This window comes from Bradyrhizobium sp. Mp19, from assembly GCF_029952935.1.
Lineage (GTDB): Bacteria > Pseudomonadota > Alphaproteobacteria > Rhizobiales > Xanthobacteraceae > Bradyrhizobium > Bradyrhizobium elkanii.
The window spans coordinates 88,383-110,177 of the sequence record NZ_JASAUT010000030.1 but is presented as its reverse complement, the minus strand read 5'-3'; the positions used below and the strand labels follow the sequence as shown (position 1 = coordinate 110,177).

General features: G+C 65.6%; 18 protein-coding genes and 1 pseudogene. 13 read left to right on the top strand and 6 right to left on the bottom strand.

Features of this window, described 5'->3' with window-relative positions:
• Positions 1 to 135: pseudogene (locus tag QJT82_RS28340) on the top strand (IS110 family transposase); the annotation flags it as partial.
• A 114-nt stretch (positions 136 to 249) separates the two neighbouring features.
• Here QJT82_RS28340 and QJT82_RS28335 read toward each other — a convergent pair.
• Complete coding sequence (locus tag QJT82_RS28335; protein WP_021076557.1) at positions 250 to 762, bottom strand: GcrA family cell cycle regulator; 513 nt, start codon at positions 760 to 762, stop codon at positions 250 to 252.
• Between the two features lie 488 nt (positions 763 to 1,250).
• Here QJT82_RS28335 and QJT82_RS28330 point away from each other — a divergent pair, with 488 nt between their 5' ends.
• The 3 genes from QJT82_RS28330 (at position 1,251) to QJT82_RS28320 (ending at position 4,598) form a co-directional block, all read left to right on the top strand.
• The gene (locus QJT82_RS28330; RefSeq protein ID WP_028342317.1) at positions 1,251 to 2,459 is read left to right on the top strand and encodes an aspartate aminotransferase family protein; all 1,209 of its coding nucleotides are present in this window, start codon (positions 1,251 to 1,253) and stop codon (positions 2,457 to 2,459) included.
• On the top strand, positions 2,459 to 3,385 hold the full coding sequence (gene argF, locus QJT82_RS28325) for an ornithine carbamoyltransferase (protein WP_028342316.1): 927 nt from the start codon (positions 2,459 to 2,461) through the stop codon (positions 3,383 to 3,385). Before QJT82_RS28330 ends, argF begins: the two co-directional genes overlap by 1 nt.
• 211 nt (positions 3,386 to 3,596) lie before the next feature.
• Entirely contained in the window at positions 3,597 to 4,598 is a 1,002-nt protein-coding gene (locus tag QJT82_RS28320) for an Hsp33 family molecular chaperone (RefSeq protein WP_028342315.1), read from the top strand.
• Between the two features lie 144 nt (positions 4,599 to 4,742).
• On the opposite strand, the gene apaG is transcribed toward QJT82_RS28320, so the two are convergent.
• Positions 4,743 to 5,141: a Co2+/Mg2+ efflux protein ApaG gene (gene apaG / locus QJT82_RS28315; protein ID WP_028333747.1), complete on the bottom strand. Its 399-nt coding sequence runs from the start codon at positions 5,139 to 5,141 to the stop codon at positions 4,743 to 4,745.
• Between the two features lie 273 nt (positions 5,142 to 5,414).
• On the opposite strand from apaG, the gene QJT82_RS28310 reads away from it, so the two are divergent.
• The 6 genes from QJT82_RS28310 (at position 5,415) to QJT82_RS28285 (ending at position 13,475) form a co-directional block, all read left to right on the top strand.
• Positions 5,415 to 6,674, top strand: coding sequence for an OpgC domain-containing protein (locus tag QJT82_RS28310; protein ID WP_028342314.1), 1,260 nt, complete (start codon positions 5,415 to 5,417; stop codon positions 6,672 to 6,674).
• Complete coding sequence (locus tag QJT82_RS28305) at positions 6,671 to 7,453, top strand: SGNH/GDSL hydrolase family protein (RefSeq protein ID WP_155258617.1); 783 nt, start codon at positions 6,671 to 6,673, stop codon at positions 7,451 to 7,453. Before QJT82_RS28310 ends, QJT82_RS28305 begins: the two co-directional genes overlap by 4 nt.
• A 13-nt stretch (positions 7,454 to 7,466) precedes the next feature.
• On the top strand, positions 7,467 to 8,468 hold the full coding sequence (locus tag QJT82_RS28300; protein ID WP_028342312.1) for an SGNH/GDSL hydrolase family protein: 1,002 nt from the start codon (positions 7,467 to 7,469) through the stop codon (positions 8,466 to 8,468).
• Positions 8,469 to 8,816: 348 nt separating this feature from the next.
• Positions 8,817 to 10,319, top strand: a complete 1,503-nt coding sequence (gene glpK / locus QJT82_RS28295) for a glycerol kinase GlpK (protein ID WP_028342311.1) — start codon at positions 8,817 to 8,819, stop codon at positions 10,317 to 10,319.
• 87 nt (positions 10,320 to 10,406) lie between these two features.
• Entirely contained in the window at positions 10,407 to 12,851 is a 2,445-nt protein-coding gene (locus tag QJT82_RS28290; protein WP_028342310.1) for a penicillin acylase family protein, read from the top strand.
• Between the two features lie 366 nt (positions 12,852 to 13,217).
• Positions 13,218 to 13,475 carry a hypothetical protein gene (locus QJT82_RS28285; protein WP_155258616.1) on the top strand — a complete coding sequence of 86 codons (258 nt, stop codon included), beginning with the start codon at positions 13,218 to 13,220 and terminating at the stop codon, positions 13,473 to 13,475.
• Positions 13,476 to 13,564: 89 nt separating this feature from the next.
• Here the strand turns inward: QJT82_RS28285 and QJT82_RS28280 are convergent, their stop codons facing one another.
• A complete protein-coding gene (locus tag QJT82_RS28280; RefSeq protein WP_028342309.1) occupies positions 13,565 to 13,846 on the bottom strand; it encodes a hypothetical protein in 282 nt (93 codons plus the stop codon).
• A 152-nt stretch (positions 13,847 to 13,998) separates the two neighbouring features.
• On the opposite strand from QJT82_RS28280, the gene QJT82_RS28275 reads away from it, so the two are divergent.
• The 3 genes from QJT82_RS28275 to QJT82_RS28265 all read left to right on the top strand — a co-directional run bounded on the left by QJT82_RS28275 (position 13,999) and on the right by QJT82_RS28265 (position 15,725).
• Positions 13,999 to 14,592, top strand: a complete 594-nt coding sequence (locus QJT82_RS28275) for a GNAT family N-acetyltransferase (RefSeq protein WP_028342308.1) — start codon at positions 13,999 to 14,001, stop codon at positions 14,590 to 14,592.
• 12 nt (positions 14,593 to 14,604) lie between these two features.
• Positions 14,605 to 14,895: a hypothetical protein gene (locus QJT82_RS28270; protein ID WP_028342307.1), complete on the top strand. Its 291-nt coding sequence runs from the start codon at positions 14,605 to 14,607 to the stop codon at positions 14,893 to 14,895.
• Positions 14,896 to 15,098: 203 nt separating this feature from the next.
• Entirely contained in the window at positions 15,099 to 15,725 is a 627-nt protein-coding gene (locus QJT82_RS28265; RefSeq protein WP_028342306.1) for a glutathione S-transferase family protein, read from the top strand.
• A gap of 301 nt (positions 15,726 to 16,026) precedes the next feature.
• On the opposite strand, the gene maiA is transcribed toward QJT82_RS28265, so the two are convergent.
• The 3 genes from maiA to metF all read right to left on the bottom strand — a co-directional run bounded on the left by maiA (position 16,027) and on the right by metF (position 21,684).
• Complete coding sequence (maiA, locus tag QJT82_RS28260; RefSeq protein WP_028342305.1) at positions 16,027 to 16,686, bottom strand: maleylacetoacetate isomerase; 660 nt, start codon at positions 16,684 to 16,686, stop codon at positions 16,027 to 16,029.
• Between the two features lie 225 nt (positions 16,687 to 16,911).
• Positions 16,912 to 20,766, bottom strand: a complete 3,855-nt coding sequence (metH, locus tag QJT82_RS28255; RefSeq protein ID WP_028342304.1) for a methionine synthase — start codon at positions 20,764 to 20,766, stop codon at positions 16,912 to 16,914.
• Positions 20,767 to 20,769: 3 nt separating this feature from the next.
• The gene (metF, locus tag QJT82_RS28250; protein WP_016840922.1) at positions 20,770 to 21,684 is read right to left on the bottom strand and encodes a methylenetetrahydrofolate reductase [NAD(P)H]; all 915 of its coding nucleotides are present in this window, start codon (positions 21,682 to 21,684) and stop codon (positions 20,770 to 20,772) included.
• Positions 21,685 to 21,795: the final 111 nt, after the last annotated feature.

Genomic DNA, 21,795 nt, shown 5'->3' with positions numbered 1-21,795 from the left:
GCCTTCTATGCACGGCTGCGACAGGCCGGAAAACCAGCCAAGCTCGCCCTCATCGCCGTCGCCAGGAAGCTGCTCACGGTCCTCAATGCCATGATGCGAGACCGAAAGCCGTACCTGCAGACCAAACCAACATAACAGTTGCCGGCTTTCGCCGGGACGACGCCGATGATGTAACGGGCCACGCGCCATAAAAAAATCCCCGCTTTCGCGGGGATTTGTTTTTCAGGTCTTCCGTAGTTTCCCGAGTGCTCACTTGATCTGCGGCTTCGCCGATGGCCGGCGGCGATCGGCGGCGGGCTGGTAGGCGACGCGCGAGTGATGCGCGCAATAGGGCAGGCCGGCGAGCGCCTTGCCGCCGCAGAAGAAGAATTCCGGGCTCGAGGGATCGCCGACCGGCCAGTGACAGGTGGCCTCGTTGAGCTCAAGCAGCGACAGCCGCTGGCTCATCGGCACCACATTGTCGAAGGAGATCGGATCGGGCTCCATCTCGACCTCGAATGCGTGCGCCAGTGCGGTGTTGCCGCGCGAGACCGGGCGCGCCACCCGCATCATGTGCTGGGCGGGGCGGGCCTTGCGCTGCCGCGGCGCGGCCGTGGAGGGTGCCTTGGCGCGGCCGGAGAGGCCGAGCCGATGCACTTTGCCGATCACGGCGTTTCGCGTCACATTGCCAAGTTCCGCCGCGATCTGGCTGGCCGACAGGCCGGACTCCCAGAGCTTTTTCAGCTGCTCGACGCGATCGTCGGACCAGGTCAATACAGTCATCGCATTCTTCCCTTCGCGTAGCGCCGGCCAATCATTGGAGCGGCGCTGCGAGCCAATCTGGACAAATATCCCTGCGGCCAGAATCCCTTAGCCCTCGCCGGGCGCGGTCTTGCGCCCGAACGTTTACGCGCGATACGAAGGCTACTTAGAGGGTCCAGTACTGCCGCACGAGATGTCGTACCCGACAGGCCAAACGCTACAATATGGCGTGACTCTGGCGCAAGAGTCCGCGGCCGTGCGTCCACATGTTCCCACAAAGTTAAGCATTGCGATGAGGCTTTTCCACCGCACCGGAATGCTCCGGATTGCGCTCGTTTCGCATTGCAGGAAGGCCACTTCGTGACGATTGACACTTACCGACCGCAGCATAGAATGCCCGCCACGTGCCGCCCGCAAAGGCGGCCGTTTTGTTTTCCGAAGCTGGCCGTTGCTGCGCTGGCGTCAAGGCGCAGCGGCAATTGTCGGCTTAAAAACCGTCAGTGAACGCCATGACCAACGCTGCCACGTCGCATCTGCTCCCTGTCTTCGCCAGGGTCGATCTCGGCTTCGAGCGCGGTGAGGGCGCCTGGCTGATCGCAACCAACGGCGACCGCTATCTCGATTTCACCTCGGGCGTCGCGGTCAACGCGCTCGGGCATGCGCATCCGCATCTGGTCAAGGCGCTGCAGGAACAGGCGACCAAGCTCTGGCACATGTCGAACCTGTTCAAGAGCCCGGACGGCGAGGTGCTTGCCGCGCGGCTGTGCGAGCAGAGCTTTGCCGACTTCGTGTTCTTCTGCAATTCCGGCGCGGAAGCGATGGAGGGCGTGATCAAGCTGGTCCGCCACTATCACTTCTCCAAGGGCCATGGCGAGCGCTACCGCATCATCACCTTCGAGGGCGCCTTCCACGGCCGCACGCTGGGCACGCTGGCGGCGACCGGCTCGGCGAAATATCTCGAGGGCTTCGGCCCGCCGATGGACGGCTTCGACCAGGTGCCGCATGGCGACATCGAGGCGGTGAAGAAGGCGATCGGTCCGCACACCGCCGGCATCCTGATCGAGCCGGTGCAGGGCGAGGGCGGCGTGCGTTCGGCGCCGCAGGCGTTCTTCAAGGCGCTGCGCGCGCTCTGCGACGAGCACGGCCTGTTGCTCGCCTTCGACGAAGTGCAGACCGGCATGGGCCGCACCGGCGAGCTGTTCGCCTACAAGCGCACCGGCGTCACGCCGGATGTGATGTCGCTGGCCAAGGCGCTCGGCGGCGGTTTCCCGATCGGCGCGGTGCTGGCGACCGCGAAAGCGGCCGAAGGCATGGCGCCCGGCTCGCACGGCTCGACCTTCGGCGGCAATCCGCTCGCGGTCGCCGCCGCCAATGCCGTGCTCGACGTCATGCTGAAACCCGGCTTCTTCGAGCATGTGCAAAAGATGTCGCTCTTGCTCAAGCAGAAGCTCGCTTCCGTCGTCGACCGCTATCCCGGCGTGCTGTCGGAGGTGCGCGGCGAGGGGCTGTTGATCGGCGTCAAGGCCGTGGTGCCGTCGGGCGACCTGATCGCAGCACTGCGCAACGAGAAGCTGCTCACCGTCGGCGCCGGCGACAATGTGGTACGGTTCCTGGCGCCCCTGATCGTGACCGAGGCCGAGATCGATACGTCGATCACCGCGCTCGAGCGCGCCTGCGCGACATTGTCGGCGGCCCAGCCGAAGAAGGCGGCTGGATAATGAGCAAGCCGGTCCGTCACTTCCTCGATATCAACGAGCTGCCGCTCGGCGAGCTGCGCAACATGCTGTCCGCCGGAGCCGCCATGAAGGCGAAGCTGAAGGCGCATGAGAAGGGCAGGAAGCCGCTTGAAGGCAAGACGCTGGCGATGATCTTCGAGCGCCCGTCGACCCGCACAAGGGTGTCGTTCGACGTCGGCATGCGCCAGCTCGGCGGTGAATCCATCATGCTGACCGGTGCCGAGATGCAGCTCGGCCGCGGCGAGACCATCGCCGACACCGCGCGCGTGCTGTCGCGCTATGTCGATGCGATCATGATCCGCATCCTCAACCATGACGCGCTGCTCGAGCTCGCGGCTCACGCCACCGTCCCCGTCATCAACGGCCTGACCCGGCGTTCGCATCCCTGCCAGGTGATGGCCGACCTCATGACCTATGAGGAAAACCGCGGCTCGATCGAGGGCAAGACCGTGGCCTGGACCGGCGACGACAACAACGTGCTGGCCTCCTGGGCGCATGCCGCCGAGCGGTTCAAGTTCCAGCTCAATGTCGCAACCCCGCCGGAGCTGTCGCCGAAGAAGCCGATGCGCGACTGGATCAAGGCGACCGGCGCGCCGATCATGCTCGGCACCGATCCGGAAGCCGCCGTGCGCGGCGCCGACTGCGTCGTCACCGACACCTGGGTGTCGATGGGCGACAAGGAGGGCGAGCACCGCCACAACGTGCTGCGGCCCTATCAGGTCAATGCCAAGCTGATGTCGCTCGCCAAGCCGGATGCGCTGTTCATGCACTGCCTGCCCGCGCATCGCGGCGAGGAGGTCACCGACGAGGTGATCGACGGGCCGCAATCCGTGGTGTTCGACGAGGCGGAAAACCGCCTGCATGCGCAGAAGGGCATCCTGGCCTGGTGTTTCGACGCGGTCGCGTAGTCGTAGATCAGTAAGCGTTGTCGTCCCGGGCAAGCGCAGCGCGACCCGGGACCCATAACCATCGCTGTCAATTGTTGTGAAGGCTGGGGCCCCAGCTTGATGCAGCAACTCACATTGGTGGTTATGGGTCCCTGCTTTCGCAGGGACGACGGATAGATCCGTTCCGGTGAACCCCTTTCGTTTTGCGGTCCGAGACCCCAGATAGAGCGCCATGGTTTCACAATCCCCCGACATCAAAATCACGCCCGAGGCGCCGGTTCGCGCGCCCTCAGCGGTTCCTGTCGACGATGCCGTGCTGGCCTTCGAGGTCGGCGCGCTGGACCTGCGCGGCCGGCTGACCCGGCTCGGCCCCGCGCTCGACGAGATCCTGCACAAGCACGATTATCCGCCCGCGGTCGGCAAGCTGCTCGGCGAGGCGATCGTGCTGACCACGCTGCTCGGCTCGTCGGTCAAGTTCGAGGGCCGCTTCATCCTGCAGACCCGGACCGACGGTCCGGTGTCGCTCCTGATCGTCGATTTCCAGGCGCCCGACCGGCTGCGTGCCTATGCGCGCTACGACGCATCGCGCCTCAAGAACGGCCAGAGCTCGGGCGAGCTGCTCGGCAAGGGTCACCTTGCGATGACCATCGATCAGGGCTCCAACACCAGCCGCTACCAGGGACTGGTCGCGCTCGACGGCGGCGGCCTGGAAGAGGCAGCCCATGAATATTTCCTGCGCTCGGAGCAGATTCCGACGCGCGTGCGCCTTGCGGTCGGCGAGGAGATGCGCGGTGGCGAGGGCGGCAAGCTGCACTGGCGCGCCGGCGGCATCCTGCTGCAATTCCTGCCCAAGGCGCCCGAGCGCGCCAAGCAGGCCGATCTGCATCCCGGCGATGCGCCGGAAGGCACCGCCACGCATAGCGTGCCGGACGACGATGCCTGGGTCGAGGGCCAGTCGCTGATCTCGACCGTCGAGGACGTCGAGCTGATCGATCCTGATCTGTCCGGCGAGCGGCTGCTCTATCGCCTGTTCCACGAACGCGGGGTTCGCGTCTTCAACCCGCAAACGCTGCGCGCGCAGTGCTCCTGCTCGCGCGATGCGGTGTCGTCGATGCTGAAGAGCTTCGCGCCGAACGACCGCGCCGAGATGGTCAAGGACGGCAAGGTCGTCGTGACCTGCGAGTTCTGCTCGTCGGTGTATGAATTCACGCCGCAGGAAGCCGGCGTCGAGTAGGCGCGTTCGTCATCGTAGCCCGGATGAAGCCAACGGGTCGCGCGAACGCGCGCCCGATGACAGGCTCCGCGAAATCCGGGGCCGCTCCAACCGCGGATGCACCTGCCCCGGATTGCGCTGCGCTCCATCCGGGCTACGCAGGCGTCAGTTCAACACCCTTTTGCCGCCCGGGCTCGGGCTATCCAGCGAGAAGGTCGGCACGTCGATGTCGAAGCGCTCGCCGGCTTCGGTGACCATCTGATAGCTGCCGGTCATGAAGCCGGAGGCGGTCGGCAGCGGCACGCCGCTCGTGTATTCGAAGCGCTCGCCGGGCGCGAGCACCGGCTGCTCGCCGACCACGCCCTCGCCGCGCACCTCCTGGCGGCGGCCGGTGGCGTCGGTGATGATCCAGTGCCGCGTCCGCAGCTGCACCGTTTCCGGGCCCGAATTGACGATCACGATCTTGTACGACCAGAAATATTCGCGCCGGTCGACCGACGAGCGCTCGGGCATGAAGTTCGGCTCGACGGTGACTTCGATCTGGCGGGTAACGGCGCGGTACATGCGGCTCAATCCGATGGTCCTGGCGTATGGTCCGTTTTCGACCGGATCATGCTCGAACAGGGCGCCATCATAGCCAATTGGGCCGCCGGAACCAATCGCCTGCCAGGCCGTGAAAAGGCGGCCCAGGGGCGGTCCGTTCATCGCGGTTTCAACATAGTTCCGCTCTAAAGCGCGGCCGCATGCCGCCGCACTCCGTGCTTTGTCGGCAACTCGCGGACCGATATTATCTTTTCAGCACGGCGTGCGGGGCGTCCGCGGCCGACACGGTGTTTGATGAGCTCGATTGCCGACCCCATAGCCGGTTCGCCGGTGGCTGACGCCCAGGCCGAAGTAAAGGCTGAGGCCGAGGCGAAGGTTGCTGCGCCCGCGATCACCCTGCCGGCGACCGGCGAGCGCGAGCTCCGCCTCGATCTGTTCCGCGGGCTCGCGCTGTGGCTGATCTTCATCGATCATCTGCCGACCAATCTTCTGACCTGGCTGACGATCCGCAATTACGGCTTCTCCGACGCCACCGAGATCTTCATCTTCATCTCCGGCTACACCGCGGCCTTCGTCTACGGCCGCGCCATGCTGGAGGGCGGCTTCGTGATCGCGACCGCGCGCATCCTGCGCCGGGTCTGGCAGATCTATGTCGCGCATGTCTTCCTGTTCACGATCTTCCTCGCCGAGATCTCCTATGTCGCGACCTCGTTCGAGAACCCGCTCTACAGCGAGGAAATGGGGATCATGGACTTCCTCAAGCAGCCCGACGTCACCATCGTGCAGGCGCTGCTGCTGCGCTTCCGTCCCGTCAACATGGACGTGCTGCCGCTCTATATCGTCTTGATGCTGTTCCTGCCGCTGATCCTGTGGCTGATGAAATGGAAGCCCGATGTCACGCTCGGCCTCTCGGTCGTGCTCTACGCGCTGACCTGGCAGTTCGACCTCTATCTCTCGGCTTACCCGAACGGCTTCTGGGCGTTCAATCCGTTCGCCTGGCAATTGCTGTTCGTGTTCGGCGCCTGGTGCGCGCTCGGCGGCGCGCGGCGGATGTCGCGCATCCTGTCGTCGAACATCACGATGTGGATCTGCATCGTCTATCTGGTCGCGGCGTTCTTCGTGACGCTGACCTGGTACGTGCCGCAGCTCGGCCACATCATGCCGAAGGTGATCGAGCAATGGATGTATCCGATCAACAAGACCGACCTGGACGTGTTGCGGTTCGCGCACTTCCTGGCGCTCGCTGCGCTCACCGTGCGCTTCCTGCCCAGGGACTGGCCGGGGCTGAAATCGCCCTGGCTGCGACCTTTGATCCTGTGTGGCCAGCACTCGCTTGAGATATTCTGCCTCGGGGTCTTCCTCGCCTTTGCCGGTCACTTCGTACTTGCCGAAGTATCTGGCGGTGCCGCACTGCACGCCTTGATCAGCATCTGCGGCATCCTCATCATGTGCGGCATGGCGTGGATCATTTCGTGGTACAAACACTCCGCCGACAAAGGCGCCTCGAAAAAAGGCGCCGCCGGCAACGCCGATCTGGCGGGAGGGGGAGCATGAAGTCCGCGCGGACGATGCTGGGCCTGACGCTGCTCGCAGCCTGCCTGACGGCCGGTTTGGCGGCGGCGCCCGCGCGCGCCGGCGACACGGCGGAGCCGGCACCGCCGCCGCCCTGCGACGTGCCCGCCTATCTGCTTTCGAGCGAGAGCTCGCTGCCCAAGGTCACCGACGCCATCAAGTCCAACCGGCCGCTCAACGTGCTGGTGGTCGGCAGCCGCTCCTCGACCATCCAGGGCAACGAGGCGAGCGCCTATCCGGCCACGCTGCAGGCGGCGCTGAAGGAGGCGTTGCCGTCGTCGACGATCGATCTATCCGTAGAATTACAGGGAAAGAGCACCGCCGAGGAGACCGCGGGAACTCTTGTTAAGCTTGTTGAAGCAAAAAAGCCTACTTTGGTTATCTGGCAGACCGGAACGGTCGATGCTATGCGAGCAGTCGATCCCGACGATTTCCGTACCGCCATCAACGAAGGCGTTGTTGCGTTGCGGGACGCCGGGACCGACGTGGTGCTGGTCAATCTGCAATACAGCCCGCGTACGGAGACGATGATCTCTGCGCCGCCATATCTCGACAACATGAAGGTGGTGGCGCAGCAGCACGACGTTCCGCTGTTCGACCGGTTCGCGATTATGAAGCAGTGGAGCGACGCCGGATATTTTGACCTGTTCAGCACCTCGCATGGTGTCGATCTGGCCAAGAAGGTTCATGCCTGTCTCGGCCGCGCACTGGCGAAATTCGTGATCGATGCGGCCCATCTGGGCCCGGTGCAGCAGAATTAAGGAAGCAGAGTAAATGCGTTTTGCCTTCCCTTTTCGCGCTTCCGCAGGGCGAGGCCTGTGCGCTGTTGCAGTGCTGGCGCTGCTCGGGGTCGCGCCGTCGCGCGCGCAGACCGGGCAGGCCGACCAGCATGCAGCGATCTCATCCGGTACCAAGGCTGAGGCCACGAAGACGGAGCCGAGCAGGCCCGCCGCGATCGAAGCCACCGCCACTCAGCAGCCGCAACCGGGCGTCGCCGCGAAGGCGTTCGACAGGGTGAAGCAGGCCGCGAAATCCGCCAGCGACATCTTCCACCGCGTGCCCTGTCAGCAGCCCAAGGGCGTGCCGAACAGCACCGGCTCGCTGCCGCATGTCGCGGCCAAGCTCGCCGCCGGCAAGCCGGTCGTCATCATCGCGTTCGGCTCGTCCTCGACCCAGGGCTATGGTTCGTCGGCGCCGGAATTCACCTATCCCAACCGGCTCGCCGGACAGTTGCGCCGGCAGTATCCGTCCGCCGACATCACCGTGCTCAATCGCGGCAAGGGCGGCGAGGACGCGCCCGAGATGATGGCGCGGCTGCAAACCGAAGTGATCGACGTACATCCCGACATGGTGATCTGGCAGGTCGGCACCAACGCGGTGCTGCGCAACCTCGATCCTGCCGAGACCGCCAAGCAGGTCGAGGACGGCGTGGCGCGCCTTCAGGCGTCCGGTGCCGACGTCGTGCTGGTCGATCCGCAATATTCGCCGCGCGTCACCGAGCGTCCCGAAAGCGCGCGCGGCATGGTGAAGCTGCTCGGCCGCATCGCCGCGCTGCGCCATGTCGGCATCTTCCCGCGCTTCGAGGTGATGCGCGACTGGCACGAGAAACAGGCGATCCCGATCACCGATTTCGTCACTGCCGACGGCCTGCACATGAACGACTGGGGCTATGCCTGCTTCGCCCAGCTGCTCGGCGACGACATCATCCGCTCGGTCGGCGCGATCAAGATCGGCGTCAACGTCCCCGCCGACGTCAGGACCTACCGGCCGATGTGATCGGACTCTCTCTTCGCGCGGATCCGCTGGCGCGCGTCAGAGAGTAAAGGTGCATGAATCACCAGCGGCACCAAGCATTCAATGTCGTCCCGGCGAAGGCCGGGACCCATAACCACCGAGGGTCATTGTCGCGTGTTCATGGAATGACGAGTCCCACCTACAACAACCGCCGCGGAGTATGGGTCCCGGCCTTCGCCGGGACGACAGCGGAGCGCGTGGCGCCACTCGCGCCTTAGGATCACGGGTCTCTCACCACCACCTTCCCAAGCTTGACCTTGCCGCGGTAATCCGCTCCCTTTGCGCCTGCACCAATCCCTCTCGGGATGAAGCTCTTTAAGGGAAACGCTCATGTCTTTCGTGCTGGCCATCGATCAGGGCACCACATCGTCGCGCGCCATGGTGTTTCGCGGCGACATCTCCATCGCCGCCGTCGCGCAGCAGGAGTTTCCGCAGCATTTCCCCGCCTCCGGCTGGGTCGAGCACGAGCCGGAGGACATCTGGACCTCGACCGTGATGGTGTGCCGCGAGGCGCTGGAGAAAGCCGGCCTCAAGGCGAAGGACATCGCCGCGATCGGCATCACCAACCAGCGCGAGACCACCGTGGTGTGGGACCGCGCCACCGGACAGGCCGTGCACCGCGCCATCGTCTGGCAGGACCGCCGCACCGCCGACATCTGCGCAAAACTCAAGGCCGAGGGCCATGAGCCGGCGATCTCGGCCAAGACCGGTCTCATTATCGATCCCTATTTCTCCGGCACAAAAGTCGCCTGGATCCTCGATCACGTGCCGGGCGCGCGCGAGCGCGCCGAGCGCGGCGAGCTGCTGTTCGGCACCGTCGACAGCTATCTGTTGTGGCGGCTCACCGGCGGGAGAGTCCACGCCACCGACGCCACCAATGCCTCGCGCACGCTGCTGTTCAACATCCACACCGGCGCCTGGGACGACGACCTCGTCAACCTCTTGCGCGTGCCGCGCTCGATGCTTCCCGAGGTGAAGGATTCCTCCGCCCGGTTCGGCGAGAGCACCGCTGATCTGTTCGGCGGCCCGATCGCGATCTCCGGGATCGCCGGCGACCAGCAGGCCGCGACCATCGGCCAGGCCTGCTTCGAGCCCGGCATGATGAAGTCGACCTACGGCACCGGCTGCTTCGCGCTGCTCAACACCGGCACCACGCCGGTGGCCTCGAAGAACAAGCTGCTCACCACCATCGCGTACCAGCTCGGCGGCCAGCGCACCTATGCTCTCGAAGGTTCGATCTTCGTCGCCGGCAGCGCGGTGCAGTGGCTGCGCGACGGGCTCGGCATCATCAAGCACGCCGCGGAGACCGGGCCGCTTGCCGACAAATCCGACAGCATGCAGAGCGTCTATCTCGTGCCCGCCTTCGTCGGCATGGGCGCGCCGTACTGGAATCCGCGCGTGCGCGGCGCGCTGTTCGGGCTGACCCGCAACACCGGCGCGGCCGAGCTCGCGCATGCGACGCTGGAGAGCGTCTGCTACCAGACCTTCGATCTGTGGGCCGCGATGCGCACCGACTGGCCCGAGGCCAACGCCGCCAACACCGTGCTGCGCGTCGACGGCGGCATGACCGCTTCGGACTGGACCATGCAGCGGCTCGCCGATCTGCTCAACGCCCCGGTCGATCGCCCGATGATCCAGGAGACCACGGCGCTAGGCGCCGCCTATCTCGCCGGCCTCGATGCCGGCGTCTATCCGGAGCCCGCCAAATTCGCCGACAATTGGCGGCTCGAGCACCGCTTCCGGCCGGCGATGAGCCAGGCGACGCGCGAGCGCAAGCTCGCCGGCTGGGCCCGCGCCGTGAAGGGCGTGCTGGCGAGCGACGAAGGGGAGTAGGCGTCGCGCGACGGATACTACATGCAGCAGAGGGGGCGCAGCACAGTCGCTGACGTCTCCCAAGAATAACAACCATCGGAGGACAACATGAACACGGATATCAACCGCGTCGCCAAGCTACTCGCCGCCGCGCTCTGCGCCGCGATACTCACCGCTCCCGCCACCGCGCGCGAGAAGCCGAGCCCGCTCGTCGCAGCGCGCGAGGTCAAGACCGACGTCGCGGGGCTGAAGGCGCCGGGCCAGATCCTGGTCGATGTCTGGGGCATCCCGCACATCTATGCCGGCAACGAGCACGACCTGTTCTTCCTGCAGGGCTTCAACGCCGCGCGCGACCGGCTCTGGCAGATCGATCTCTGGCGCAAGCGCGGGCTCGGTCTCTTGGCGAAGGACTTTGGCCCCGCCTATGCCGAGCAGGACAAGGCGCTGCGTCTGTTCCTCTATCGCGGTGACATGAATGCGGAATGGACGGCCTATGGTCCGAAGGCAAAATCCTATGCGGAGGCGTTCGTCGCCGGCGTCAACGCCTATGTCGCCGACGTTCAGGCGGGCAAGCGCGCGCTGCCGATCGAGTTCAGGATCGCAGGCACGATGCCGGATTTGTGGTCGGCGGAGGATGTCGTGCGCGTCCGCAGCCATGGTCTCACGCGCAACGTCGCCTCCGAGGTGAAGCGCTCGCGGGTGGCCTGCGCCGCCGGCCTCGATGCCGATCGTTTCCGCGTCAAGCTGGAGCCGGCCTGGACCACCAGGATCCCTGATGGCCTCGATCCCTGTAGCGTGCCGAAGGCGGTGCTCGCCGCCTACGATCTTGCCACCCGGCCGGTGAAGTTCGCCGCGCCGAAGGACCAGAAGGCGGCGCTGGCGCATGATCCCGACACGTACCTCGCCGAGGCCGACCAGCAGCGCGACACCATCGGCTCCAACAACTGGGTGATCGCGGCATCGCGCACCGCTACCGGACGTCCGATCCTCGCCAACGATCCGCATCGCGAGCACTCGGTGCCGTCGCTGCGCTACATCGTCGGCCTCAACGCACCCGGCATCTCCGTGATCGGCGCCGGCGAGCCGGCGCTGCCGGGCATCTCGATCGGCCACAACGACACCATCGCGTTTGGCCTGACCATCTTCAACGTCGACCAGGAAGACCTCTACGTCTACGACCTCAACCCCGACAATCCGAACCAGTACCGCTACGGCACCGGCTGGGAGGACATGCGGATCGTGCATGAGAAGGAGGCCGTGAAGGGCGAGGCCGACCGCGACCTCGAGCTGAAGTTCACCCGCCACGGCCCGGTGATCTTCGTCGACGCCGACAAGAAGCATGCGTTCGCCGTGCGCTCGATCTGGTTCGAGCCGGGCACCTCGGCCTATTTCGGCTCGTCGGACTACATGACCGCGAAAAGCTGGAACGGCTTCCTCGGTGCGATGCGGCGCTGGGGCGCGCCGTCGGAGAACCAAGTTTATGCGGATATCAGCGGCAATATCGGCTGGGTCGCCGCCGGCAAGACGCCGCGCCGCGCCAGTTTCGACGGCCTGATGCCGGTGCCCGGCGACGGCCGCTATGAGTGGCAGGGCTTTCTGTCGCTCGACGAATTGCCGAAGCTCTATCAGCCGAAGCAGGGTTTCATCGCCACCGCCAACCAGATGAACCTGCCGGCGGATTATCCGGTGGGTGAGCGCAGGGTCGGATTCGAATGGGCCGACAGCGCGCGCTGGCAGCGCATCACCGAGGTGCTGCAGGCCAACAGCAAGGTGACGCTGGCGGACGCGATGGCGCTGCAGAACGACGACACCGGCATGCTCGCGCGGCGCCTGGTCGCGCTGCTGAAGCCGCTCACGTCGGATGACGCGAACGTCAAGAAGGGCCTCGATCTGCTCAAGGCGTGGGATGCGCGCGACGCGGCCGACAGCGCGGCCGCCGCGGTCTATGAGGTGTGGATCGCAAACCATCTCGGCCCGGTGCTGCTCAAGACCACCGCGCCGAAGGCGGCCGAGCTGATCGCGCCGGAAGCCTCCAGCATCTCCGCGATTGTCGGCTATCTCGAAAAGCCGGACGCGGCGCTCGGCAGCGATCCCTCAGCCGAGCGCGACCGCGTGCTGCGCGACAGCCTCGGCGAGGCCGTCGCCGATGTTGCCGACAAGCTCGGTCCCGATGCGTCGACCTGGCGCTGGGGCCGGCTGCATGTCGCGCAATTCAATCACGCGCTGATGCCGCTCGCCGACAAGGCGACCGCGGCGCAGATGCAGGTCGGTCCGCTCGCCCTTGGCGGCGCCGCCAACGTGCCGCGCGCCGCCACCTATCGCCGCTCCGACTATCATCTGATCTCCGGCGCTTCATTCCGCATGGTGCTCGATGTCGGCAATTGGGATGCGAGCCGCGCCGTCAACACGCCGGGCCAATCCGGCGATCCCTACAGCGGCCACTACCGCGACCTCGCGCCGCTGTGGGCGACGGGCCAGTATGTGCCGCTGCTCTACAGCCGCGGCGCCGTCGAAGCCGCAACCGCGGAAGCGATCACGCTGACGCCGAGGTGAGGGGCGCCACCAACTCCAATGTCGTCCCGCGTCATCGACTTGTCTCGCCGAAGCTCGAAGAGTGAAAGCGGAAGCGCGACCCGGGACTCATCGGTGCGAATGCCGACGCGAACTGCGGCGGTCAGCCACTATTCACTTTGTGCCATCAACGCGGCGGCGCATCTCGATCACTACAAGTTGACGTTTGCGATTTGCGCATGGACGTCCCGCGACGCTGTGCGCGGGCGTCCAAGAAGCGTTGGCTTCTGCCTGCTAGTCTAATCGATCGTGATCGCCGCCGGGCTGTGGCGATTCTCACATTCGGCGCGAGAACGTATTTTCTGGAAGCGATTGAAAGCTCAGCTGGTTACTTCACAGGAGCTGACCATGACGAAAATCATTCTTGTTTCGATCGCAATTGCTTCTCTCTCCACGGCGGCACTCGCCGATGCACGGACGGCACAACACCGGACCCACCAACGCCTCGTGATGGGTACCGCACTGAGTCCTGCCGTGCTCAACGCCAACGCCAGTCTCAATGGCGATGTCGGCGACCGCGCGATGCGTATGCAGAATCTTCGCGAGTCCGGCTATAACCCGAAGAACGATTTCGACGCGAACGGCAACGTGTGGGTTGGCAATTAACCGAGTACGGGAGGGCCGGGGGAGCCCTCCCTCAAAGCGCGTTCAAGCTGGTTTGTCCCGCTCGAGTGAACGACAGCGGGTGTGGCTGGTTACCCCGGCTGCTTCTCCTGCACCTCAAGCATCGCGCGCAGCGTGTCGTCGCTGAGCTTGCCGTTCGGTGACGGCGCGCGCCGCTCGACGGTCTCGACCGGGCGCGCATGCTGCGGAACAACCGGCGTGCTGCGCACTGGTGCACCATCCTCGATGTCTGCGGCCTCGTCAGCCGCACGCGCACCCCGCGCGTAACCGACGCCACGCCGGCGCCGCGCGGGCTTCGGCTTCGGTGGTGGCGGCGTAGTGATGATCGGCGGCAGCGTGTGATGGCGCGACACGGTCGATGCTCCGGGGGCCTCTCGACATCGAGCGCCTGATTCGCGCAAATCCTCACTGACAAATCGGTAACGTTGTTGCGCGGCGTTGCATTGCATCTGCGCAGTGACATGCCGATATTTCCCAACAGCAATATGGAAACAAAGGTCGCTTAATGCTGCTGCCCGACGGCTACTCCGACATTCCCCACGGCAAGATCGCCGCTGTCGTCACACATCTGGAAATGACCGCGCGCCCGCCGCGGCGCGACGATCCGCCCGGCGCGTGGCGCCTGCGCAAGGTCGAGCCGCCCGCGCTCGACTGGTATCGCGATCTCTATCGCCGGGTCGGCGAGGAGTGGCTGTGGTTCACCCGCACTGGGCTCGATGATTCCGATCTCGCCTCGAGGATCCACGCCCCAGGCAACGAGCTCTACGGGCTGGTCGTCGATGGCCATGACGAGGGCCTGCTCGAACTCGATTTCAGCGTGCCCGGCGAATGCCAGCTGCTCTATTTCGGCGTTACCGCAAAATTCATCGGCACTGGCGCCGCGCGCTTCCTGATGAACCGCGCGCTCGAGATCGCCTGGTCGCGCGACGTCAGCCGCGTCTGGGTGCACACCTGCACCTTCGATCATCCCTCGGCCGTCGCGTTCTACCAGCGCTCCGGCTTCCGTCCGTTCCTGCGGCAGATCGAGGTGGCGGATGATCCGAGGCTCGACGGCAAACTGCCGCGCGATGCGGCGAGGCATGTGCCGGTGATTGGATAGAGAGGCGAATATATGTCCGACTTCGCGTTGGAATTGCCAGCGGACTTTGCAGATTACGAATGGGAAGTCGAGGCGAAGGGTTGGTTCTCGCAAGCGTGGATCAACGCTTCAGGAAAGCGATACCTTCTGAATTTCTATGACCCCGCACGACTCGCGCAAGCCATCAATGATGAGCTTGAGCGTGGCAGGGTGTTCTTCGAGCCGAACCTGGTGATAGTTCAATCCATCACAAGGGCGAATATGGAGCAGGCCGTGGCGCTATTGATGGAGTCAGGTGAGCTCACCAACATGGTTGAGGAGTAGCGCCGGTTCTGTCGCGTCCCGCCTGTGGCCTCGGCAGAATCAATAGCAGGCAATGCTTCGCCGGAATGACTTGCCATATTGCAACGCGGTACATCTCATCTAGGATGGTGCAAAGCGCAACCTCTGACTCGGCTTGGGCCGCTACACTTCGAAAGCCTGCTTTCGAGGCACGGCCTGCCGCGGCATGACCGACGAGATGACAGATGTTTTTGATCGGCCAGTACGACTCGCCCTTTGTCCGCCGCACCGCGATCGCGCTGCGGCTCTATGGATTGCCGTTTGAGCACAAGCCGTGGTCGACCTTCGGCGATGCGGAGAAGGTTGCGGCCTACAACCCGCTGCGGCGGGTGCCGACGCTGGTGCTCGACGACGGCGAGGCGCTGATCGAGAGCGGTGCGATCCTGGATTATCTCGACGAACTGGTCGGGCCGGACAAGGCGATGATCGCACACTCGGGACCGGAGCGGCGCAGGCATCTGCGCATCACGGCGCTGGCGACCGGGCTCGCCGACAAGGCGGTGAGCCTTGTCTATGAGCGCGTGCTGCGCAAGGAGCAGTTGAAACTCTGGGTCGAGCGCTGCGAGGCGCAGATCGCGGGCGTGCTCGCGGTGCTGGAGCAGGAGCGCGCGGCGGTGCCGCCGCCATATTGGCTGGGGAATCGCATCGGCCACGCCGACGTCGCGGTGGCCTGCGCGCTGCGCTTCACCGGCGAGGCGCATCCGCATCTGTTCGACGCGCGCTATCCGGCGCTCAAGGCCCACGCCGCGCGCTGCGAGGCGCTGCCGCCGTTCCAGGAGATCGTGCAGCCACTGGCGCCGCCGAGCGGTTAGGGCGGCGTAGCGTCATCTCTCTCCGTCGTCATTCGCCGGTGCGCAATTGCGCACCGGCGAATGAGAATGCGCAAGTGAGAATGCGCAAGTATGACTCACGGCCCGTGCAACACACTCAGTGTCGTCCCGGCGAAGGCCGGGACCCATAACCACCGCAAATGGTTATGCGATGCTGGAACGACCAGTCCCATCCGCAACATCCACTGCGGCGTATGGGTCCCGGCCTTCGCCGGGACGACGGTCGAGAGAGAACCGCGCACACGTTTGCGCCTCTGCGTGTCCTTTGCAACGCGCCCGCAAACTACTTCGCCCGCATCGCTTCCGGTGTATCCGGCTGCGCGGACGGAAGCGCCTTGGCGAAGGCCGGCAGCGCCATGGCGGTCTCGTGGATGCGCTTCACGGTCGGCCAGGGCGACAGGCTGATCTGCTGGTTGATCGCCGCCGTGACGTGGCCGACCAGGCAGATGTCGGCAAGGGTGGGCGCATCGCCATAGCAGAACCGGCCGGTCGCCTTGTGGCCGGCGAGGTGGCCCTCGAGCGCCGCCAGCGTCTCGACCGTCCAGTGCCGCCGCCAGGCGTTCTGCTGGCTGTCGCGCAGATCGAGCTCGCGGTCGAGATAGCGGCGCACCCGCGGCGTCAGCAGCGGATGGCCCTCGCAGGCGACGATCAGCGCCAGCCCGCGCACCCGGGCGCGGCCGAGCGCATCCGCCGGCAGCAGCGGCGGCGTCGGAAAAGTCTCGTCGATCCAGTCGATGATCGCCAGCGACTGGAACAGCACCGTACCGTCGTCGGTCACCAGCGCCGGCAGCGCCATCTGCGGATTGATCTTGCGATAAGCGTCGGCGCGATGCGCGTCCGCATCGAGATCGACGAAGACGACATCGGCGGCCACGCCCTTGAGGTTGAGCGCAATCCGCACCCGAAAGCTCGCCAGCGATCGCCAGAAGGAGAAGAACTGCATGGGTAGGTCCGATGTTCACCTCGTCCCGCCCTTTGGCGGGGAGAGGTCGGCGCGCAGCGCCGGGTGAGGGGCAAGGCACGGTTGTCCCGCACTATAGCCCTCTCCGACTCGGAAATCCTCACCGGACAACAAAGGCGACTGTCATTGCGGGGGCACCCCTCACCCGAAGCCTTCGGCTTCGACCTCTCCCCGCAAAAGCGGGGCGAGGTGAAGAGACGAGCGGAGCTATCCCGCCCCCACCTTCTTCTTGCGCCAGGCGAGGTGCACCGCGCAGGTGCAGCCCTGCGGATGCGAGGCCAGCTCCGCGTCGTTGGCGGGCGTCGCGGCGGGCGCGATCGCCGATCCCTTGGCGCCGTCCTGCGCGGGGATGTAGTTCAGCACCGGCGCCAGCCAGCGCTCGATCTCGGCGACCGTCATGGCCTTGCGCGCGGCATAGTCCTCGACCTGGTCGCGCTCGATCTTGCCGACACCGAAGTAGAAGCTTTCGGGATGCGAGAAGTACAGGCCCGAGACCGACGAGCCCGGCCACATCGCAAAGCTCTCGGTCAGCTTCACGCCGGCCGTTGCCTCGGCATCGAGCAGCGCGAACAGCGTCTGCTTCTCGGTGTGGTCCGGCTGCGCCGGATAGCCGGGCGCGGGGCGGATGCCGTCATATTTCTCGAGGATCAGTTCGTCCGCCGACCACGCCTCGCCCGGCGCATAGGCCCAGAACTCCTTGCGCACGCGCTGGTGCATGCGCTCGGCGAAGGCCTCCGCCAGGCGATCGGCCAGCGCCTTGCACAGGATCGAGGAGTAGTCGTCATTGGCGTTCTTGAAGCGGTCGGCGACCGCATCCTCGCCAATCCCCGCGGTGACGACGAAGCCGCCGATATAGTCGGCGATGCCGGTTTCTTTCGGCGCGATGAAGTCGGACAGCGCGGCGTTGAAGCGGCCCTCGCGCTTCTCGAGCTGCTGGCGCAGCGTGTGGAAGGTCGCGACCTTCTGTTTTCGCGTCTCGTCGGCATAGACCTCGATGTCGTCGCCGACGGCGTTCGCCGGCCAGAAGCCGACGGTGGCGCGGGCGGTGAACCACTTCTCCTTGACGATCGTGTCCAGCATCTTGCGCGCGTCGGCGTAGAGCGAGCGGGCGACCTCGCCGACCTTGGGGTCGTCGAGGATCGCCGGGAAGCGGCCGGTTAGCTCCCAGGTCTGGAAGAACGGCGTCCAGTCGATGTAGTCGGCGAGCTCGGCGAGATCGTAGGCGTCGAAGCTCTTCAGGCCGAAGAAGGCCGGCTTCTTCGGCGGCGCCGCCGCAAAGTCGATCGCAACCTTGTTGGCGCGGGCGTCGTTCAGCTTCAGCCGCTTCTTGTCGGCCTGGGCACGGAAATGCGCCGTCGAGATCTTGGCGTATTCGGCGCGCACCTCGGCGGCATAGGCTTGCTTCTTGTCGGCCGACAGCAGCGAGGAGGCGACGCCGACCGCGCGGCTCGCATCATTGACATGCACGACCGGGCCGCCCGGATAGTTCGGGTCGATCTTCACGGCGGTGTGCACGCGGCTCGTGGTGGCGCCGCCGATCAGGAGCGGCAGGTTCATGCCCTGCCGTTGCAGCTCGCCGGCGAGGAAGCTCATCTCGTCGAGCGAGGGCGTGATCAGGCCGGACAGGCCGATGATGTCGGCGCCCTCGGCCTTCGCGGTCTCGATGATCTTGTTGGCGGGCACCATGACGCCGAGGTCGATGACCTCGTAATTGTTGCACTGGAGCACGATGCCGACGATGTTCTTGCCGATGTCGTGGACGTCGCCCTTCACCGTCGCGAGCACGATCTTGCCCGCGGCGTTGCGGCCGCCGGTGATGCCGTTGGCGAGGTTGCGGGCCTTCTCCTCCTCCATGAACGGCATCAGATAGGCGACCGCCTGCTTCATCACGCGGGCCGACTTCACGACCTGCGGCAGGAACATCTTGCCGTCGCCGAACAGGTCGCCGACCACGTTCATGCCGGCCATCAGCGGGCCCTCGATGACGTCGAGCGGGCGGGACGCGTTCTGGCGGGCGGCCTCGGTGTCCTCTTCGATGAACTCGGTGATGCCGTGCACCAACGCGTGCGACAGCCGCTTCTCGACCGGCCATTCGCGCCAGGCGAGGTCTTGCTCCTTGGTCTGCTTCTCCTTGCCGCGGAACTTCTCGGCCAGCGCCAGCAGCCGCTCGGAGGCGCCGGGATCGCGGTTGAGGATCACGTCCTCGCAGGTCTGGCGCAGCTCGGGGTCGATGTCGTCATAGACGATCATCTGCCCGGCATTGACGATGCCCATGTCCATGCCGGCATGGATCGCGTGATACAGGAACACCGAGTGCATCGCCTCGCGCACCGGCTCGTTGCCGCGGAACGAGAACGACAGGTTGGAGACGCCGCCGGAGATGTGGGCGCCCGGCAGGTTCGCCCGGATCCAGCGCGTCGCCTCGATGAAGTCGACGCCGTAATTGTTGTGCTCCTCGAGGCCGGTCGCGATCGCGAAGATATTCGGATCGAAGATGATGTCCTCGGGCGGGAAGTCGAGGCGGCCAACCAGGATATCGTAGGCGCGCTTGCAGATTTCGGTCTTGCGCGCGAACGTGTCGGCCTGGCCGGTCTCGTCGAACGCCATCACCACGACAGCGGCGCCGTGACGTTTGGCGACCGTCGCTTCGTGCAGGAATTTCTCCTCGCCTTCTTTCATCGAGATCGAGTTCACGATCGGCTTGCCCTGGATGCACTTCAGGCCGGCTTCGATGACGTGGAATTTCGACGAGTCGACCATCACGGGCACCCGCGCGATGTCGGGCTCGGCGGCGACGAGGTTGAGGAACGTCACCATCGCCGCCTCGGAATCGAGCAGGCCCTCGTCCATGTTGACGTCGATCACCTGGGCGCCGTTCTCGACCTGGTCGCGCGCGACCTGCAGCGCGGCGGTGTAGTCGCCGGCGGTGATCAGCTTGCGGAAGCGTGCGGAGCCGGTGACGTTGGTGCGCTCGCCGACATTCACGAACGGGATGGCGTCGGTCAGCGTGAACGGCTCGAGGCCGGACAGCCTGAGCCGCGGTGCGATCTCGGGCACCACGCGCGGCTTGTGCGGGGCGACGGCCTTGGCGATCGCCGCGATGTGGTCGGGCGTGGTGCCGCAGCAGCCGCCGACGATGTTGACGAGGCCGGCAGCGGCGAATTCGCCGATCAGCCGCGCCATGTAGTCCGGTGTCTCGTCATATTGACCGAATTCGTTGGGCAGGCCGGCGTTCGGATAAGCACACACGAGCGTGTCGGCGACGCGGCCGATATCGGCGATGTGTGCGCGCAGATCCTCGGCGCCGAGCGCGCAGTTGAAGCCGATCGTGATCGGCCTGGCGTGCCGCACCGAATGCCAGAATGCCTCCGGCAATTGCCCGGAGAGCAGGCGGCCGGACTTGTCGGTGATGGTGCCGGAAATCATCACGGGCACGTCGATGCCGCGCTCCTCGATGATCTCGGAGATCGCGTACAGCGCCGCCTTGGCGTTCAGCGTGTCGAAGATGGTCTCGACCAGCAGCAGGTCGGCGCCGCCGTCGAGCAGACCCTTGGCCTGCTCGCCATAGGCCTTGCGCAAATCGTCGAAGGTGACCGCGCGATAGCCGGGATTGGAAACGTCGGGCGAGATCGAGGCGGTGCGGTTGGTCGGGCCGAGCGCGCCGGCGACAAAGCGCGGCTTGCCGTCCTCGGCGCTCACCCGCTCGGCGGCGGTGCGTGCCAGGCGGGCGCCCTGCAGGTTCAGCTCATAGGCGAGGTCCGACATGTCGTAGTCGGCCTGCGCGATCGAGGTCGAAGAGAAGGTGTTGGTCGCGACGATGTCGGCGCCGGCGCGCAGATATGCGGCGTGGATGTCCGTGATCGCATCGGGCTGGGTCAGGATCAACAGATCGTTGTTGCCCTTGATGTCGCGGTGGAAGTCCGCAAAGCGCGCGCCGCGGAAGGCGGCTTCGTCGAACTGCAGGCCCTGGATCATCGTGCCCATGGCGCCGTCGAGCACCAGGATGCGCTCGCGGGCAGCCGCGAGCAAAGCGTTACGCTTGGGGGAAACGGGAACGGACATGTGTCAGGCAGCTTTCTGGGCACCGTTCGGCCGGATGCCGAGCAGGTGGCTGATCGCGAACACGAGGTCCGCGCGGTTCATGGTGTAGAAGTGGAAGGTGTCGACGCCGTGCTTGAACAGCTTTTGCACCTGGCCGGCGGCGACGGTGGCGGCGACCAGCTTGCGGGTCTCGGCGTCGTTGTCGAGGCCCTCGAACTTCTCGGCGAGCCAGTCCGGCACGCTGGTGCCGGCGCGCGTCACGAAATTGCGGGCCTGCTTGAAATTGTGCATCGGCATGATACCCGGCACGATCGGAATCTCGATGCCGCGCGCGCGCACCCGGTCGACATAGCGGTGGTAGAGGTCGTTGTCGAAGAACACCTGGGTGATCGCGCGCGTCGCGCCGGCGTCGACCTTGGCCTTCAACGTGTCGATGTCGGCATCGAAATCCTTCGCTTCCGGATGCTTCTCCGGATAGGCGGACACCGAGATCTCGATGTCGGCGTGGCGCCTCTTGATTCCGGCGACGAGTTCGGCCGAGCTCTGGTAGCCGTCCGGATGGGTGAAGTAGGGCGTGCCGATGCCGCCGGGCGGATCGCCGCGCAGCGCGACGATGTGACGGACGCCGACCTCATGATAACGGTCGACGATGTCGTCGATCTCGCCGCGCGAGGCGCTGACGCAGGTCAGATGCGCGGCCGGCAGCAGATCGGTCTCGCGCAGGATACGAGTGATGGTCGAATGGGTGCGCTCGCGGGTCGAGCCGCCGGCGCCGTAGGTGACCGAGACGAAGTTCGGCGTCAGCGGCGCCAGGCGATTGATGGTCTCCCAGAGATTGCGCTCCATCTCCTCGGTCTTCGGCGGGAAGAACTCGAAGGAGATTTTCGGCGCCTTGGGCGCACGCGGTGCGTTCGGCACGGAGGAAATGGTCTCGGTCATGATACGCAAAGGCTCCGCAACTGGAGGGCAGACGTCCGGCCTGGATATGAAGGCGCTAAGATATGCCAAACGCGTTGGATCAAACAGCCCATCGGATATGGGAAATTGCCC